At 53.6% G+C, this 17623-nt stretch carries 12 protein-coding genes; 3 read left to right on the top strand and 9 right to left on the bottom strand.

Going from position 1 to position 17623, the window contains the following annotated elements; translation table 11 throughout:
• Nucleotides 1-9: 9 nt before the first annotated feature.
• Nucleotides 10-456, bottom strand: a complete 447-nt coding sequence (locus IE105_RS00980; RefSeq protein WP_189494431.1) for an ExbD/TolR family protein — start codon at nucleotides 454-456, stop codon at nucleotides 10-12.
• Nucleotide 457: 1 nt separating this feature from the next.
• The gene (gene tolQ / locus IE105_RS00975) at nucleotides 458-1177 is read right to left on the bottom strand and encodes a protein TolQ (RefSeq protein WP_308429046.1); all 720 of its coding nucleotides are present in this window, start codon (nucleotides 1175-1177) and stop codon (nucleotides 458-460) included.
• A 267-nt stretch (nucleotides 1178-1444) separates the two neighbouring features.
• Here tolQ and IE105_RS00970 point away from each other — a divergent pair, with 267 nt between their 5' ends.
• Entirely contained in the window at nucleotides 1445-1789 is a 345-nt protein-coding gene (locus IE105_RS00970; RefSeq protein WP_189494428.1) for a hypothetical protein, read from the top strand.
• A gap of 40 nt (nucleotides 1790-1829) precedes the next feature.
• On the opposite strand, the gene IE105_RS00965 is transcribed toward IE105_RS00970, so the two are convergent.
• The 3 genes from IE105_RS00965 to IE105_RS00955 all read right to left on the bottom strand — a co-directional run bounded on the left by IE105_RS00965 (nucleotide 1830) and on the right by IE105_RS00955 (nucleotide 7365).
• On the bottom strand, nucleotides 1830-3389 hold the full coding sequence (locus IE105_RS00965) for an AMP-binding protein (RefSeq protein WP_189494426.1): 1560 nt from the start codon (nucleotides 3387-3389) through the stop codon (nucleotides 1830-1832).
• Between the two features lie 2 nt (nucleotides 3390-3391).
• Nucleotides 3392-4537 carry an acyl-CoA dehydrogenase family protein gene (locus IE105_RS00960; protein ID WP_189494423.1) on the bottom strand — a complete coding sequence of 382 codons (1146 nt, stop codon included), beginning with the start codon at nucleotides 4535-4537 and terminating at the stop codon, nucleotides 3392-3394.
• Nucleotides 4538-4755: 218 nt separating this feature from the next.
• Nucleotides 4756-7365, bottom strand: coding sequence for a TonB-dependent receptor (locus IE105_RS00955; protein ID WP_189494421.1), 2610 nt, complete (start codon nucleotides 7363-7365; stop codon nucleotides 4756-4758).
• Between the two features lie 319 nt (nucleotides 7366-7684).
• Here IE105_RS00955 and IE105_RS00950 point away from each other — a divergent pair, with 319 nt between their 5' ends.
• Both IE105_RS00950 and IE105_RS00945 read left to right on the top strand, forming a co-directional pair.
• Nucleotides 7685-8893, top strand: coding sequence for an acetyl-CoA C-acetyltransferase (locus tag IE105_RS00950; RefSeq protein WP_189494419.1), 1209 nt, complete (start codon nucleotides 7685-7687; stop codon nucleotides 8891-8893).
• 25 nt (nucleotides 8894-8918) lie between these two features.
• On the top strand, nucleotides 8919-11270 hold the full coding sequence (locus IE105_RS00945) for a 3-hydroxyacyl-CoA dehydrogenase NAD-binding domain-containing protein (protein ID WP_189494417.1): 2352 nt from the start codon (nucleotides 8919-8921) through the stop codon (nucleotides 11268-11270).
• Between the two features lie 47 nt (nucleotides 11271-11317).
• Here the strand turns inward: IE105_RS00945 and IE105_RS00940 are convergent, their stop codons facing one another.
• From IE105_RS00940 to ppdK, 4 genes are all read right to left on the bottom strand, one after another.
• Nucleotides 11318-12190 (bottom strand): alpha/beta hydrolase fold domain-containing protein, encoded by an 873-nt coding sequence (locus IE105_RS00940; RefSeq protein WP_189494415.1) that lies wholly within the window; start codon nucleotides 12188-12190, stop codon nucleotides 11318-11320.
• Between the two features lie 7 nt (nucleotides 12191-12197).
• Nucleotides 12198-13646 carry a flavin-containing monooxygenase gene (locus tag IE105_RS00935; RefSeq protein ID WP_189494413.1) on the bottom strand — a complete coding sequence of 483 codons (1449 nt, stop codon included), beginning with the start codon at nucleotides 13644-13646 and terminating at the stop codon, nucleotides 12198-12200.
• 191 nt (nucleotides 13647-13837) lie between these two features.
• Nucleotides 13838-14584, bottom strand: coding sequence for a cell wall hydrolase (locus IE105_RS00930; RefSeq protein WP_189494411.1), 747 nt, complete (start codon nucleotides 14582-14584; stop codon nucleotides 13838-13840).
• A 278-nt stretch (nucleotides 14585-14862) separates the two neighbouring features.
• Complete coding sequence (gene ppdK, locus IE105_RS00925; protein WP_189494409.1) at nucleotides 14863-17517, bottom strand: pyruvate, phosphate dikinase; 2655 nt, start codon at nucleotides 17515-17517, stop codon at nucleotides 14863-14865.
• Nucleotides 17518-17623 lie beyond the last annotated feature (106 nt).

Below are 17623 nucleotides of genomic sequence, written 5' to 3'. Positions count from 1 at the left end.
CCGCTCGCATTATTGGTTAATTGGATCCGTGACCAGATTAAGGTTGGAAAATCCGGCGGCGTTAATCCGCGCCATGACTTTCATCACAGCACCATAATCAGAATTCTCATCTCCGCGAAGAAAGATGCGTTCGTCATAACCCGTATCCGAAACAGCAACGAGTTTCGCGATTAAATTTTCCATCAGCACTTCTTCGTCTTGCAGGAACACCTTCCCGGCAGCGTCGACAGAAATGGTGAGCGGCTCTTGTTGTGATGGCAGCGCTTTTGCATCTGTTTTGGGCAAATCAATCGGCACACCCACAGACAATAATGGGGCTGCGACCATGAAAACGATCAACAGAACCAGCATCACATCAACAAGGGGAGTCACATTGATTTCAGAATTCACGCGCGAACGCCGATGACGACGGCGGCCACCATTTCGCCCTACACCGCGCTGTCCAGACCGGCTCACCTCAGCCGCCCTTACTCAGTTTGCGTCCAAGGATTGCAGAGAGCTCGTCCGCATAGCCTTCCAAACGCCCACCATATTTATCGAGATCTGTGATATACATATCGTAGAATACTTTAGCGGGAATAGCCGCGATGAGCCCCAGTGCTGTCGCAAACAGGGCCTCGGCAATACCTGGGGCAACCACAGCTAAGTTCGTGTTCTCCGACGCAGCAATCGCGCGGAACGCATTCATAATGCCCCAGACCGTCCCAAATAGGCCAATAAAGACAGAAATCGAAGCCACAGTCCCAAGGACCGGCAACCCCTTCTCTGCTTTGGCCATTTCACGGTTGATAACAAGGTTCATGACCGAGTCGATCCGGTCATGGGTCGATGTTTGAGCGCCAACACGCGGGGCATTTGCGCTTTCGTTAAATTCGCGCATCGCGGCCGCGAATACGCGGGCCATCGGGTCACGCATATCATTCCCCAAGGCGGCATTAAGTTCATCCAAGGTCCGGCCTGACCAAAATGTATCCTCAAAATCAGTCGCCCGACGGCGCAACATACGAACCATGATGAATTTATCGATGGCTACGACCCAACTCCAGATCGACGATAGAACAAGAATCAACATGACTCCCTTAATCACCCAATCTGACAGCATAAATAGCGACCAGAATGAATAATCCCCCACCGCCATGGGTTGGATTTGCGTGATGCTTTGCTGAATCAGGCTCACAATCGTCCACTTCCTGTGTTAGTCTACGAATAACCGAGTTTGCATCGTCGTCATGATGCGGATGAGCCGCTACGCCAAATTAAAGCCCGGTAAGGCGACTGTTACGCAATTATAACGCCTCATTCACCCCGGTTTAAGAAAGAAAGCGTTAACTACTCACGAGCCCCGAGACAAATTTGAACAAATCCCCTTAGCGCCGCGATTATGTCATAATCTTGTCTATTGGGAATGCCACGACCAATTTATGAAATTCCCTCTGGAGACACCATGCGTAATTTGACCCTCATGACCCTCGGCCTACTCACCCTTGCGGCCTGTAATACGCTCCCTGATCCGGTTGCGGAACCGGTCTTTGTGGACGTCCCCCCCATGCGGACATGCACACCGATCAACGCGCTGACCCGCGTGACGATCCCCGCAAAGACTGAAACCTATTACGCGATCACTGAGATCGAAAACCCCCCTTATGAGCCGATCCAAAACAAGCAGACCATGACACGCGTCATCGAAGAAGCGCGCACGGTGTTCGTTAATAGCGAAGGCACAGAAGTCACGGACGTCTGCGATGTGGAAATCAACCCAAATGGGATGACCTCCGACGGGTCGTTCTAACCTCGGCGGCGCGTCCTAGAACGCGCCGCCTGTTAGAGGATTAGCCAAGCGCCGCAGGGACACTCTTGCGGAGTTGGTATTTCAACACTTTCCCTGAACCGCCGCGGGGAAGTTCCTTGATAACGTGCAAGTGTGCGGGCATTTTATAGCGCGCCAAACGGTCCTGAAGATGGCTAAGAATGGCCTCTAATTCACAGGCATGTCCGTCTTTAAAGACCGCGACCACGCACCCGATTTCACCCCATTTTTCATGAGGAACTCCGATTACAGAAAGTTCGGCAAAGTGCGGCATTTCGTAGAGAATTCCTTCTATTTCAGCGGGATAGACGTTCTCCCCACCCGAAATATACATGTCCTTCACGCGGTCTTCGATATAGATATAGCCTTCCGCATTCATCCGACCAATATCGCCTGAGCGGAACCATCCATCGGCGGTAAAGCTCTGGGCGTTAGCTTCAGGGTTACGCCAATATCCTGGCGTGACAGACGCCCCCTTAAATAGGATTTCTCCGGCTTCGCCGCGCGCGACTTCTGCGCCGTCCTCATCGACAACCTTTACGCGAGAATGAGACAAAGGCCGACCAGCACTGCCGATCATATGCGGAATATCCTCTTTGCGGAGCGTCGTTCCCGCCGCGCAGGTTTCGGTCATTCCGTAGCCTTCTTGAATCACCAACCCTTTTTCCAACCAGAAATGGCTCAGAGGTTCAGGCACTGTCTCCCCGCCGCCGAGCGCGATTTCGATGCGAGAAAAGTCAATTTCGTCAATTCTGGGATGCATCCGCATGGCATTATAGGCGGCGGGCACCATGAAAAGAACGGCGATGTTTAGATCGGCATTATCAATCGCGTTCATTGTAGTGTCGACATCGAACAAACGCATGATGACACAGCAGCCGCCAATCCAAAGCGCCGGCAGGCCTGTGACGGCTAAGCCGCCAATGTGAAAGAGCGGCATATTATTCAGGCTGACCCGATCAGGCCGCGCGTCGCCAACACGCATCGCACCGGCATTGGTAAATTCGACCATGCCGTGAGTGATGATGACCCCCTTGGGATTGCCCGTCGTGCCAGACGAATACATCAGCAGACATTGATCCTCATATCCCTGCGGATAGAAGTCATAGACAGGATCAGCTTTCGCCATTTCCTGCTCATAATCGCTATCACCGCCGATTCCTGTGGTTCCAAGCCAATGTTTTACGGTTTTACAATGCGGTTTAGTCGCCTCTGCGACTTGCTTGAACGGATCATCGACCAGGATAAGCGACGCTTCGCTATCATTGAGAATATAGGCCAGTTCTGGCGGGGTCAGCCGGAAATTCAATGCAAGGCAAATCGCGCCGATACGCCAGCACCCGAAAATCAACTCCATAATGTCGGTCGTATTGAGGCAGAGAAACGCAACACGATCGCCCGGTTTTATGCCGTGGGCTTTGAGCATTCCAGCCGCGCGCCCGACGCGCTCATGCATCTCCGCATAGGAGTAGATCCGGTTACTCGCCAAGTCGACCATAGCGCGGGCATCCGGCTTTGTGGCGGCGTGATATTCGATCCAGTCAATCACCTGACCGGATGTGCTATATGCTGTCTGTGTCATCCTCATAACCCCATTTGCCGGACCGCTAGGTCTCTCATTATTTCTTCCGAGCCGCCGCCAATGGCGATGACTTTTACATCTCGGTAGATCGACTCGACCCGATTTCCCCGCAGATAGCCAGCCCCCCCGAGGATTTGCATGGCTTCAGACGCCACGAATTCTAACGCCTTGGTGGCAAAGACCTTGGCCTTACACAGTTCCGCAACTGGCATCGTGCCCGATTCGATTGTCGCACACAGGACCCACAGCAGGCTACGAAGCGCATCAATCTTGGAACTCATATCCGCGATTTTATGGCGAATGACCTGATGTTTGATCAACGGTTTGCCGAAGGTTTCGCGTTGCTGCGCCCAAGAGATACTATCCTCAAGCGCTGCCTCCATCATGCCCAGCGCAATGCCGGCCAGGGTTAAGCGTTCATAATTGAAGTTCTGCACAATTTGAAGAAATCCGTAATCCTGCTGACCCATCAAATTCGCGGCGGGGACTCGCATATCATCGAAATATAAGGTGGCTTGATTAGACGCCCACCAGCCCATTTTCTTGCCCAGCGGCGTCCGAGAAAACCCCGGCGTACCCGCTTCAACAAAGAAGAGAGAAATGCCCGCGAGTCCCTTGCCACCGGTTCGGGCGCCCACGACAAAATAGTCACTTTCCATCCCGCCGGTAATGTACGTCTTTGATCCGTTCAGAACCCAATGATCGCCGTCTAATTTCGCGGTTGTTTTCATGCGGGCAACATCAGACCCACCGCTTGGTTCTGTAATAGCGAGCGAGGAGCCAACCCGGCCGGCAATGATTTCGGGTAAGACTTGGGTTCGGATATCTTCATTCGCCAAGCGTTGGATCGGATCGAGCGAAATACCGCGCCCCCCAATCGCAGCGCCAATACCGCCGACACCGCAGCGCGAAATTTCTATCGATGCATCGAGCCGCATAAACGGATCATCAAACCCATGTCCGCCATATTTTTCGTCAATGCCAAAGCCCCAAAGCCCGAGTGCACCAAACTTTTCATGGACGGCCCACGGCACATGTCCGGCTTCGTCCCACTCAAAGGCATTAGGGACAATTTCTTTGTCCATAAAATTGCGAAGTGTGTCGCGAAACGCGCGGCGTTCATCCGTATCGAATGGGTTGATTAGCATCAGTCCTCCTAACGCTAAGGCGTAACGAGGTCGGGGACGAACGGCAACGTTTTACCCTCCGCCATCATATCCGCGCAGAGATGACAAAGACTTTTCTTCCGCCCCCGAAAGACATGCGCGCAAAGAAAAAGGGCCGCCCCCCTTTGGACGGCCCTCTCCCCTCGGTGCGGACCCGTCAGCTTAAGCTGATTACAGGGCCGCCTCCCCCCGTTGGTTCTCTAGAAGTTTTTACGCAGGTTCAGACCGTATGTGGCGGGCTGGCTTGGATAAGCATTCACAACACCAAACTGCGCGACACCTGGGAACAGCGTGGTGAAATACTCATCACCAAAGATGTTCCGGCCCCAAAGTTGAATTGCGAGACCGTTTTCAAGCTCAAGTCCAGCAGACACGTTGACGAGGTTCTGGCCACGATCCGCGTATCCTGGATATTCAAATGTCCTTGTCGCAAGAGCGTTGCCAGCTTGCAGGATGGCTTCACCTTCTGGGCTCAGCGTATTCGAAATCCGAGCTTCGGATTCATACTGATAATCACCGCGCAGGAAGCCAGACATGCCATTTTGGAATTCATGCTCGTAAGTTAGGCCAAACGACGCGCTAAGTTCACTAATATTTGTCGGTGTTGTTCCCGACAGATCAATCGGTGTGCCCGCAGGACCCGGCGCATCTGAAAAATCAATATATTCAGCGTCCAAGTAAGTCGCCGCATAATCGAGCTTCAGACTATCGAAGATATCAACACGACCGTTGACTTCAGCACCCTGCACATTGGTTTCACCCGCATTGCTGAGAACGAACGACGTACCAACGAAGGAGTTAGCTTGGAAGTTTTCAAGCGTTTGGTCAAACAAAGAGAGGTTCATAGTACCGCGGCTAAACTTAGCTTTTGCACCAACCTCGAAAACGGCTGAATCTTCTGGCTCAGCGAACCGTGTCCCGAAATTACGCGACGTGGCCGGCGTGTAGTTGTTCGGAAGAAGATTGCTAGCTTGAAGCGCGGCCGCATCTGAGATGAATGGACGTGAGTCACGTGAGAGGTTGAAGGACGACGCCTTGAAGCCTGTCGCGTAAGCTGCGTAAACATTCACATTATCGAATAGTGCGAAGTTACCGCGGATTGAGTAGGTCAATTTGTCGTCAGTAACCTTGCCGTCTTCAACTGCATTCGGGAACGGTAAGAATTGAGGCTGGAATTGGAAGCCGAACAAACCCGCAGCAATTGCGTTATGAGTTCCGATAATTGTTGGTTGTAATGACGCGAGGACGGCTGCCTGGGTTGCCGCGGGGAAAGATGCAAAACCAGGAACCTGCGCTATGACAGCACCCGTTGCGTAGGCCCGTAGACCTGGGTTGTTCACAAGATCGAGATTACTGAAGATGTCGTTATTGACAGTACTACCCGTGACATTTTTCGCCACTTTCGTGTAGTTCATACCACCCGTGACTTTGAACCGATCATTCAACTCTAAATCAACAGTCCCGAACAGGCTGTACGTTTCATCTTTTTGTGTGAAACTTTCACGAATATCCACATTGTCGTTAAACAATGAACCGGGCGCAACGGAGGGATCGAATGCTTCAATCGTTGCGAGGACGTTCGGAATACCTACGGCACTCGTCAAAGCATCAATGTAAGGACGTGTCAGAGGGCCGTAAGCAATCGATTCTTCATTCGAAACATCTTCATTGAAGTAAAAACCACCAACTTGGAAATTAAAGCGACCATCAAAGTTCGACGTCAGACGCAGTTCCTGAGTAAATGTCTCCAACTCAGAGTTTCGGATGTTACCGTCAAGGAAGTTAAGAGCGGTAAAGTCCGCATCAATATCTGAGTAGCTTTCATTCTCGCGGTAAGCCGTGATCGACGTCAGCGTCATATCATTATCGAAATCATAGTCGATCTGGCCCGAAAAGCCGAAATCGTCGAGTGTATTGGCAGGTGTTTTATTACCAAAGAACACACGCGCGAATGGATCTGCGGGATCATTCGTGACCTGACCGGTGTTTGTTGCATAGCCAAGTCCTTGCAGAATATTTGACGTCACAGACGTCCTAACTGTGGAGGTGCCGCAGCATTTTTCGTCAATGCTGGACATGTCACCGATCAGGCGAATCGTCATGGCATCGCTTGGTTCAAACAAGAGCTGACCGCGAAGGCTGTAACGCTCACGATCATTCAGACGTGGAAGCGAAGAATCTGTACGCGCGAAGTAACCGTCACGGGTCTGGTAATTACCACCGAGGGAGAACGCGACCGTGTCAGAAATCGGCGCTGTAAAATACGCCTTAGCTTGGTACATATCGAAATTACCGATACCGGCTTCAATATACCCTTGCTTTTCAAACTGTGGCGCTTGGGTCACAATGCTGATCACACCCGCAGACGCGTTTTTACCGAAGAGTGCGGACTGCGGTCCCGCGAGCACTTCGACGCGCTCCAGCTTAGGAAGATCACCAATCGCCGCTGAAGAGCGAGAGCGGTACACACCGTCAACGAAAACACCAACGGATGGCTCGATACCCGGGTTGTTCGCGCCGTTACCGAAACCGCGAATAACAAAGTCCGTCTGGGTCGATGCTTGAAGCTGGCTCACCCGAAGGGAAGGAACAACACTTTGTAGATCGATCAAATCTTGAATCTGCGCGCGCTCGATTGTTTCGGCGCGGGTCACGGTGACAGCAACAGGCGTATCTTGCAAAGTCGTCTGACGTTTTGTGGCTGTAACGATGATTACATCATCGATGTCATCTTGAGCGAAGGCTGGAGCGGCGGCCATCAGCGCTAAAGCAGCTGTCGATGTCGCGAGGAGCGAGCGTGTCTTGATCATGATGTTCCCGGTATATTGTGACGAGCCATTTCATACGGCTTTGTAATTCGAATAGTCGGGGCCGTGCAGAGTCGCAAGCAATCTTTCAAAAGCGACAGAATTCTGTTCGGGATTGTTGTTTTCTTGTCACAGACCAAAATTTCATCGCTCTGAGTCAATATTTGTTGGCGTTTTATGCGCCCCCGCCATTCGTTTCTGGCGGACAGCATATCACCGATGAACATGGGAATCGCAGTGACCTGCCCTTCCCATGCGCCCCTGCCCCGTATTACAGGCAGCACAAATTAAGTGACTAACTCAATATCAAGGAGTTTCGACAATGGCCGAAGCATTCATCTATGATGCGGTTCGCACACCGCGTGGCAAAGGTAAGAAAGACGGCAGCCTTCACGAAATCACGCCGTTGCAACTCGCAGCACAAGTGATGAAGGCGATCCCAGAACGTCTGAACATTGATAAAGGCGAAGTTGAAGACGTCGCGTTTGGTTGCGTTTCCCCGGTCGGCGAACAAGGCGCGGTTATTACACGGACCGCCATACTCGAAGCCGGCTTCCCCAACCACACAGCCGGCATTCAAGTGAATCGCTTCTGTGGCTCAGGCTTGGAAGCCTCCAACATCGCGGCCGCGAAAGTCATGTCCGGTGAATGCCAAATGGCAATGGGCGGCGGTGTCGAGAGCATGTCACGTGTCCCTATGGGAAGCGACGGCGGCGCGATGGTCACAGACCCGCAAGCCTCGTTTCAAGCCTATTTTGTACCGCAAGGTATTTCCGCCGATTTGATTGCAACGAAATACGGCTTCTCCCGTGATGATGTCGATGCTTACTCGGTCGAGAGCCACAAGCGCGCGAGCAAAGCGTGGGACGAAAAACGGTTCAAGAAATCCATCATTCCCGTCAAAGACGTGATGGGCGTGAACGTTCTTGATCATGATGAGACCATCCGCCCGAAAACAGACATGCAAGCGCTCGGCGCACTGAACCCGTCTTTCGCTATGATGGGTCAGAATTTTGGCTTCAATGATGTGGCCGCTATGCGTTACCCTGAAGTTGAAAAGATCAACCACGTCCATCACGCAGGCAATAGCTCCGGCCTTGTTGATGGCGCGTCCGCGCTTCTCTTCGGCAACAAGGCTTCGGGCGAACGCCTCGGCATTAAGCCACGCGCACGCATCGTCTCTATGGCGTCAATCGGCTCTGAGCCGACGATCATGCTGACAGGTCCTGAAGTTGCAGCGCAAAAAGCGCTGAAAACGGCCGGCATGAATGTTAGCGACATCGATCTCTTTGAGCTGAACGAAGCCTTCGCGGCCGTTGTGCTTCGCTTCATGCAAGCGCTCAACGTTGATCACTCGATCATGAATGTAAACGGCGGCGCAATCGCGATGGGCCACCCGCTCGGAGCAACAGGCGCCATGATCCTCGGCACGATGGTCGATGAACTCGAACGCGCTAATAAAGAAACGGCTCTTGTCACGCTCTGTATTGGTGGCGGCATGGGCATCGCGACCATCATCGAGCGCGTTTAAGAACACCGGATATAGGACGAAACCAATGAGTGATTATACTACGTTCTCCGTTGAGGTGAACTCGGACGGCATCGCCGTTTTGAAAATTGATGTGCCGAACCAAGGCATGAATGTGTGGGACGAAGCCTTGATGGCAGACTTCCCGAAATTCGTCGACGCCTTCGTCGCGGATGACGCCATGAAAGGCCTCGTTATCGCCTCTGGCCGTGACAATGGCTTTATGGCGGGCGCTGACCTGCGGATGCTCGAAAAGCAAACCGGCGTGCTGTCAAAAGAGACATTCAATGACGCGATGGTCTTGAATGGCGCGCTCCGCAAACTCGAAACAGGCGGCCATACGGACCGTCAAATCGAACGAGAAGGCAAAAAAGCGAAACCGGTTGCGGTTGCCCTCGAAGGACTCGCGCTTGGCGGGGGTCTCGAATTGGCTCTGGCTGGGCACTACCGTGTCGCGGCTGACAGCAAGAAAGTTCAACTAGGTCTGCCCGAAGTCCTTGTCGGCCTTCTGCCCGGCGGTGGCGGCACGCAGCGTGTCCCTCGCCTCATCGGCTTACAAAATGCTGCTCAGATGATCACATCCGGCGCCTCAATGGATGCAGGCAAAGCAAAAGCGCAAGGCCTGATCCACGATGTCGTTGAGCCCGGTACAACCATTGATGCGGCGACAGCCTGGGTCAAAGAGAACCTCGGCGGTACATTGCAGCCATGGGACGTCAAAGGATTCCGCGTTCCCGGCGGTGCCGGCGCGATGAACCCGAAAGCGGTTCAATTCTTCTCCGTCGCCAACGCGATGGCGCTCGCCAAATCCAAAGATAATTATCCGGCCATCAAAGCGATCATGTCCTGCCTCTATGAAGGCACCATGTTGCCCATGAGCAAGGCCATCGAAGTTGAGACAAAATACTTCCTCTCACTCTTCGCTGATCCAGTTGCGCAAAACATGATCCGCACTTTGTTTGTGAACAAGCAAGCGGCCGAAAAAGGCGCGGGCCGTCCGAAGGACATCGCGCCTATCGAAATCAAAACAGTTGGCGTCCTTGGCGCGGGCTTGATGGGCTCAGGCATTGCCCACGTCACAGCGAAAGCTGGGATGCAGGTTATCTCGCTGGACCGGACGGATGAGGAAGCGCAAAAGTCTGTCGCTTACACCAAAAAAATCCTCGACAAACGGGTGAGCCGTGGCCGCATGACGCAAGACAAAGCCGACGCTTTCCTCGCGCGTATCACACCGACCAGCGACTATAACATGCTCAAAGATGTCGACCTCATCATTGAGGCCGTGTTTGAGCGTCCTGACGTCAAAGCGGACGTGATCAAGAAGACCGAAGCCGTCATCGGCAAAGATGTGGTTTTCGCATCCAACACGTCGACCCTGCCCATTGGCGGATTGGCCAAAAACTCTGTGCGTCCAGAAAACTTCATTGGCTTGCACTTTTTCTCGCCGGTTGAACGGATGCCATTGTTAGAGATCATCCCGCATGACGGCACAGGTGACCGCGCCCTTGCAGTTGCGTTCGATTATAATCGCAAAATTCGTAAAACACCGATTGTTGTTAAAGACGTACGCGGTTTCTTCACCAACCAAGTGTTCCCGCCATACATTGGCGAAGCTGTCAGCATGATCATGGAAGGAACTTCCATGGCGTTGATCGAAAACTGCGCCCTGAATATGGGTCTGCCGATTGGGCCGCTCGCGGTTCAAGACGAAACCACGCTCAAACTTGGTTATGACGTGATGCAGTCAACCAAAGAAGAGTTGGGCGACGCTTACAAACCAAATGGCACGGAAGCGTTCTATGAGCTGATGGTCCAAAAACTGGGTCGTTCAGGTCGTCGCTTTGGCAAAGGCCTCTATAATTACGATGAGTCTGGCAAACGTCTCGATCTTTGGAAAGGCGTGACGGAACACTACCCGTTGATGGATGAGCAGCCGTCACAAGCCGAAGTACAGCAGCGTCTGATGTATTCGCAGTTGATCCCAACTGCGCGGACATTCGCCGACGGCGTTGTCCCGGATCCACAAAGTGCTGATTTGGGCGCGATCTTTGGCTGGGGATTCCCGGCTTGGACGGGTGGCCCGATGAGCTATATCGACACGATCGGCGTCGACACGTTCGTCGCGACAGCGGACATGCTGGCCCAACGCCACGGCGAACGGTTCAACGTGCCGACCCTGTTCCGTGAAATGGCTGAAAAAGGCGACACGCTTTATGGCGGTACGAAGAAAGCCTACAGCAAATCCGCGCTAGAGCGCATGCTGGAAGCCGACGTCGTCAAAATCGCAAATGGCATGGGCATTGCGGCCAGCGTCGATGACCTGAAAGCCGACACGATTGCAAAAATCCTTGGCGCACAAGGCGGAAAAAAAGCCGCGTAAGGATAGCTTACATCTCAATGAAAAGGCCGCCTTCGAGGCGGCCTTTTTTATGCCAACAAAGCGGCGATCTGTTTCAACGTCCGGTGTCGATCCGGGGCGGGATAGAACATCCAATAGTGGCCGTAATCCGGTTCGGCGGTAAATTCACCGAGCTTGCCCGCCGCTTTGGCTTTATCCGCGAAGTCACAAATCGACGGGTAAAGAATATCCTGTTGTCCCGTGACAATATTCAGGGTCGGCAAGGCGGAGAGGTCGGCGAAGAGCGGACTAATAACCGGGTCCGCGCGGTCCATGCCGCTATCGCCGATATAGGCGCCAACGGCGGGTTCCAAACCAAAGGGTGTAATCAGGGCTTCGGTATCATCGGCTTTGGTCGGAGGGGCGTCCGCAGGCGTCAGATCGACCCACGGCGACCAGAGGCTAATTTTGGACGGATTATCGTCTCCGCGTGCCGCTCTGCGCTGCAATAAGGCGAGCGTCAAATTACCGCCCGCACTGCAGCCGCCCAGAGCCACATTCTCTAGTCCATACTGTTCGATAGTGGCGGAGAACTGGCGATCTGCCCATTCGAGAATTTCGGGCGCTCTGGCTTGCGGCGGCAGAGGATAATCCGGCATAATCACCGTCATTTCCGCGTGATTGGCTAGTTCTTGCAGCGACATGTAATGGATCGCCGCAATCCCATAAATATACCCCCCGCCATGTTGATGCACATAAACCCGGTCCGTCGCACCGTCCTTCGGGGGACAGGTCCAGACGGCTCGCCCGTCAAACTCTGATCGCTCCCAGCGCGCGGCTTGTTTGCCTTTAGGAAGCGCATTGCGTTGTTCCCCATTGGCCGCATCTTTGATCATATTATTGCGGTAGCGCGTGATCCGAAAGAATCCTTGCAATGCTTTATATCCGAGTGACGTTCCCATCGATCGATTACCCCTTTGAAAAATTGAAATGCTCGAAAATCGGATGCGTCAAACGCTGTTTGAATTCTTTGCTGGAACCCGGCCAATTATTCGTGATTTTGTCCCCGTCCTTGTACCAGGACGCATCCACCTTATCCCAAGCCGTATTGCGAAGCCGACCTTGGACTTCTGCATTATAAGTCGCCTCAACGTCAGGCTTAATTGAGACAACGCCGTGATCTGACTCAGTCATAAGCTTCATCACCATCTCAAACTGTTGTTCCAACTTATAAACGATACTTGTGTGGCCCGTATTCGTGTTCGGGCCATAGAGAATGAACAGATTGGGGAAGCCCGCCGTCATGACGCCTAAGTAAGCTTCTGCACCATCGGCCCAACGCTCTTTGAGGCTCAAACCGGCCTCCCCTTTGACATCAATTTCCATCAAGAAGGGGTTCGTAATGAAGCCTGTGGCGAAGGCGACGGCGTCGTGACCGCGATCCACACCGCCCGCGACAATTCCGGTTTTGGTGAACCGCTCAATCGGGTCAAAAACAACCTCGACATTATCGCGGGCCAGCGCCTCGATATACTTGTCGGACAAGAGGATGCGACGCGCGCCAATGGGATAATCCGGCGTTAATTTGTCGCGCATGTCCGGATCGGTTGGAAAATGGGTTTTGAGCTTTTTTTCATGCTGTTTTCGCAACACCACACCTTGCAGTTTTTTACCTTGTATGGCGGGCCAAAGCCCATATTCACCCTGCGCCCAGATTGACGCGCGGTAGAGCTTTGAGAAGGCCGGAAACGTTTTCCCAATCCATTTTTCAAGACGGCTATAAGGGCGATCCCCTTTGTCGATGATCCAATTCGGGCTGCGGTGGTAAACGGTCAGCTTACGCGCAACTTTGGCCACTTCAGGGATCAACTGGATTGCAGAGGCCGCATTGCCAACGCACGCAATGTCTTTGCCTTCCAGTTCAACCGAATGGTCCCACTTGGCAGAATGAAAAGTGGGACCCTGGTAGGTTTCCAACCCGTCAAAATCAGGCGTGCGAGGATGGTGAAGCTGACCAATTCCGGACACTAAATACCGGCACTCCATCTTTATGCCATCAGCCAAAGTCACAACCCATTCGCCGTTGGAAAATTCCGCGCTGACAACATGTGCGCCATGCCGAATATGGGGGCGCAATCCGTGATTATCTGCAAACCCATTGATGTAATCCAGGATTTGCTTTTGCTTCGCCCACTTGAAATCCCATGTCGGATTGGGCGCAAAGGAATAGCTATAAAGCGCACTCGGCACGTCACATTCCGCACCGGGGTAGGTGTTTTCGCGCCATGTTCCGCCGATGGCATCGGCCTTTTCCAGCAGGACAAAGTCCTCCTGCCCGCCTTCCTTTAGCTTCGCGCCAAGACCGAGCCCCGCGAATCCTGTCCCAATAATAATCGTTTCAAAGCGTTCCGGCCCCATAGGCCCGTCTCCCCGTTGCAGCCTGCGGCTGTCTTGTTACTGCGCTAAGTGGCTGCCTCCACACTGTCAAACTGACCTGTGCAACCATCACGCTGGGGAAGAGGGACGGGAGCAGCCCCAACAAGAGCGGTTAACCCAAACAAAAAAGGCGCACCCATGGGCGCGCCTTTCTAAAATAAATATCTAAGCCCTTAGCTTGGCGGCGCGACGCGCAATGAAACGCTGGCGACCGGACGTTCACGGAACGGAAAGCGGTAAAAAACATGGCTTCCGACCTGAGCGGTCTTTTGCAGCGATCCAGACCAATGCGGGACAATTTGTGTGGTGTGATAATGCGTCGAGCGCCCGACAAGGCCACGCGGCGATTCTGTCAGCACATAGCGAGCAACATCGGCAGACCGGTCCCAAGACTTCCCTTTAGGCGACCGATCCATTGATCCGTCGCAGGTAAAGCTAAACTGGCAACCCGTTGTGCGTTCTGAGCCTTGATAGACAACGCCACAGATCGAATCTGGGAAATGTTTTGAGTAGACCCGGTTCTGGATGACCTGTGCGACGGCGACCTGTCCGGAGCGGCTCTCAGAGCGGGCTTCGTAATAGATCGCTTCGGCGAGGCAATTCGCTTCGCGCATTGTCGCGTGGCTCTGCTTGCGCAGAGCAGATGTGTCTGGATCAATCACGCCAAGATCATAAGAGACGCGCTGAAGCGGTGTTTCACCCAATGAATCAGGGCCATAGAGGGCAACAAGACGACGAATAGACGCGCTATCCGTATTAGGTTCTGGCATATTTCGGAAATCTGTCGCGGTTTGGGTCATGACGACCTCAACGCGCTGGCTGGATGCTTTTTCAGCAGCCGCAGGTAACGCCAAAGCGCCCGCAGCAACAGCCACGAGGCCGGTGGCCCATCCCGCAAAAATCTGACGCTTCGGTCTCATACCGTCGCTCCTTCATCTCATCGTGTCGTTTCTGCAAGTCCTGCGCCCAAGCATGAGGACACATACAATTAGATGAACGTCGAGTGTGACCGATCTGCCACTGTGTTTCACGATGTAAGGTTAAATTTTAGTTTAGCCCGCATCCCGCGGGGCCGTCAAACTATCACTGACGGTCGATAACTGTTCGATGAGCCCCATGTAGGGCAAGGCCGCCCCTTTTACAAGGGACGGCTAATTCACTAGAAAGTCATGACTAAAGCGACAAATTTTGGCTTAGTTTATAAGCCCTTAGCGCGAATTGCGGCTTGGGCCGCAGCCAAGCGCGCAATCGGGACACGGTAAGGTGAGCAAGAAACATAGTTCAGACCGACACGTTGACAGAAATCGATCGACGCCGGATCGCCGCCATGTTCGCCACAAATACCAAGCTTTAAGTCTGGCTTCGTCGCCCGTCCCCGCTCCACCGCGATTCGGATCAAATCACCGACACCGTCTTGATCTAGCGTCACAAACGGGTCTTTTTCCATGATTCCCGCGCGAACATAATCCGGCAGGAATTTGCCAGCATCATCGCGGGACAGACCGTATGTCGTTTGCGTCAAATCATTGGTTCCGAAGCTAAAGAACGCTGCAAACTCCGCGATCCGGTCAGCGCGAAGCGCGGCACGAGGCAATTCGATCATGGTGCCGACCGTATAGTCAGACACATCAATATCGGCGGCTACAGCGTCGATATGCGCTTTGAGCAGTTCGAGTTCTTTTTCGCTACTCACCAAGGGGATCATAATTTCCGCAATCGGATTAATGCCGCTCTCTTTGGAGACCAAGGCTTGCGCTTCTAAAATGGCGCGCGCCTGCATTTCGTAGATTTCCGGATAGGAGATGCCCAAGCGACAGCCACGATGGCCTAGCATCGGGTTAGTTTCCGCCAGTTCCCGGGCCCGTGCCATCAACTCACTCGCGGGGAGTTTCAATGTTTCCGCTAAGGCTTCAATGTCGGCTTCCGCATGGGGCAGGAATTCATGCAACGGCGGATCCAACAGGCGGATCGTGCACGGACGGCCTTCCATAACCCGGAAAATAGCCGCAAAGTCTTCGCGTTGAACCGGCAGGATTTTCGCCAGCGCATCGCGCCGGGCCTCTTCATTATCCGCAAGGATCATCTCACGGAAATGCGCCAGACGGTCGGCTTCAAAGAACATATGTTCCGTCCGACACAGACCAATACCTTCGGCACCGAAATCCCGGGCGGTCTGTACATCGAGCGGCGTTTCAGCATTCGTACGCACGGCCATTGTCCGGGCATCATCGGCCCATTGCATGACCTTGGCAAAGTCACCGGACATTTCCGGCAGGACCATCGCAACTTCGCCCGCAAAGACTTGCCCTGTCGCACCGTCAACCGTGATAATATCGCCCGCTTTGACTACGCGTCCAGCGCAGGTGAACTGCCCCGCCGCATAATCAATCCGGATTGTACCCGCCCCAGAGACGCATGGCGTACCCATGCCACGCGCGACCACAGCAGCGTGGGAGGTCATCCCGCCCCGCGCTGTCACAATCGCTTCCGCCGCGTGCATGCCGTGAATGTCTTCGGGCGATGTTTCGATCCGCACCAAAATCACTTTATGACCAGCTTTCGCCAAAGTCTCGGCTTCGTCTGATGAGAACACAACCTGCCCAATGGCGGCGCCAGGAGACGCCGGAAGTCCGCTGGCAACAAGATCACGCACCGCGTTCGGGTCCAGTGTCGGGTGCAACAGTTGATCCAGCGAGAGCGGTTCAATCCGCATCAAGGCCTCGTCCGTGGTGATAGAGCCATCTTCGGCCATATCGACGGCGATCTTAATCGCGGCACGAGCCGTGCGTTTACCTGTCCGAGTTTGCAACATCCAAAGCATGCCGCGTTCAACGGTAAATTCGATGTCTTGCATATCGCGGTAATGGCCTTCAAGCGCGACGAAGGTCTCAGCCAGTTGCGCATAGACCTCGGGCAGCGCCTCTTCCATCGATGGCGCATCATCGCCCATTTCAAGACGGGATTCTTTGGTCAGTGTTTGCGGCGTGCGGATTCCCGCGACGACATCTTCGCCCTGCGCATTGATGAGGAATTCGCCGTAATAACGGTTCTCGCCTGTGCTGGGATCGCGGGTAAAGGCAACGCCCGTTGCCGATGTATCGCCCATATTGCCAAACACCATAGCCTGCACATTGACCGCTGTGCCCCAAGCCGCCGGAATGTCGTTGAGATTACGATAGACGACCGCGCGGTCATTCATCCAGCTGCCAAAGACCGCATCAACAGCGCCTTTGAGCTGTTCGCGCGCATCTTGTGGAAAGTCCCGACCGAGCGCGTCACGCACAGCGGCCTTATAGAGAACAATGACCGCTTCCCAATCGGACGCAGTCATTTGCGTGTCGAGATTATAGCCATTGTCGAGTTTGGCATCTTCGAGGATGTCTTCAAACGTATGGTGATGCACACCCATGACGACATCAGAATACATGGTGATGAAGCGGCGGTAGCTATCGAGCGCGAAACGGCGGTCGCCGGACAGTTTCGCCAAGCCATCAACGGTTTCATCATTTAGGCCCAAATTCAGGACCGTATCCATCATGCCCGGCATCGACGCGCGCGCGCCGGAGCGCACAGAGACGAGCAACGGATTGACCGCATCGCCAAAAACTTTGCCGGTCAGCTGTTCGATATGGGCTAAGCCCGTTTCGATCTGGGCATCCATATCATCGGGATATTTTTCGCCGTGATCGTAATAATAGGTGCAGACATCAGTGGTGAGCGTGAAGCCCGGTGGGACAGGCAAACCCAGGCTCGCCATTTCGGCCAGATTGGCCCCCTTGCCGCCCAGCAAGTTTTTCATCGAGGTATTGCCCTCGGCTGATCCACCGCCAAATTTGTAAACCCACTGGCTCATTTATTCAGTCCTTCGTCATTGCGCCCCCGGTTTCGACACCGAGTAATTAGACCCTGCCAATAGGCATGACCCACCCTACTTCAAGTCTGACAACGTTGTCAGACCG

This window comes from Algimonas arctica, assembly GCF_014652695.1.
Taxonomy (GTDB): Bacteria; Pseudomonadota; Alphaproteobacteria; order Caulobacterales; family Maricaulaceae; genus Litorimonas; species Litorimonas arctica.
This window is presented reverse-complemented; position numbering and strand designations above follow the sequence as displayed.